The 1,047-nt window shown below is 56.9% G+C and carries 1 protein-coding gene; it reads right to left on the bottom strand.

The annotated features are described in order from the left end of the window. Window positions 1-64: 64 nt before the first annotated feature. Window positions 65-1,047: cytochrome c oxidase accessory protein CcoG (gene ccoG, locus AC097P_RS24975; protein ID WP_479613103.1), on the bottom strand; the 983-nt coding region annotated here is incomplete at its 5' end.

A 1,047-nucleotide genomic window follows, 5' to 3' on the forward strand; every position in this document is an offset into this window, starting at 1 on the left:
GGATGGGACTCGGTAGTGGGGGTCGTAGTGGCGTGTTGCATAGAGCCTCCTGCATGGTTAAGTATTAACGGGGAACAATAAAGACGGACTTCTCGACCACTCGGCCCACAGCCCCGTGGCCGGTAATCACAAAATGGATAGGGTGCGACCCAGGACTCGCAGCGTCTGCAGGCGCTTGCACGCGCACTGCAACCCAACGGGCTAACGTGGACTCTATGGTGACATCCGTATCAGAAGCCACTACCAGACCGGCCAGGCCCTCTACCCCTATGCTAAAGCTCTGTGTAGCCTCGGTAGCATTCATGATCTGCAGACGGTACACGTTCTCAATACGACCAGCCTCCACCATGCGGGCCAGCATGCCACGGTCACGCACCACGTCCACCTTAAACGGGGTTCGAAGTGCCAGGCTCACCACCATCGCCAGTACAACTGTGCCAAGAATGGTGCAGTACACAAGGACCCGCGGGCGCAGCACATGGCGCAATGTCTGTCCTTTGGTCCAGTGCTGGGAAACTGCGTTTTGGGTAGAGTATTTGATGAGTCCCGGCGCGTAACCCATCTTGTCCATCACACCATCACAAACATCGGCGCAGGCCCCGCAGCCAATGCACTCGTATTGCAGGCCGTCACGTATGTCAATGCCGGTAGGACAGACCTGCACACACAGACTGCAATTCACGCAGGCGCCCAAGTTCAAAGCGAGAGGATCGGCTTTGCGCGAGCGCGCACCGCGTGGCTCACCGCGCTCCTCGTCGTAGGTGACGATCAGCGTGTCTTTGTCGAACATTGCGCTCTGGAAGCGCGCGTACGGACACATGTGTAAGCACACCTGTTCGCGCATATAGCCCGCATTGCCATAGGTCGCAAGTCCGTAAAAGATGGACCAAAAAACTTCCCATGAGCCCATCTGGAGCTGCACGAACTCGGTTGCGAGCTCATGAATGGGCGTGAAATAGCCTACAAAGGTAAAGCCGGTCCAGCCGGCGAGCAGCAACCACAGAAAATGCTTGGCTACCTTGCGCAAAAACCAATCGGTATTGTGGG

Source organism: Rhodoferax sp. ZS1R8 (assembly GCF_056521325.1).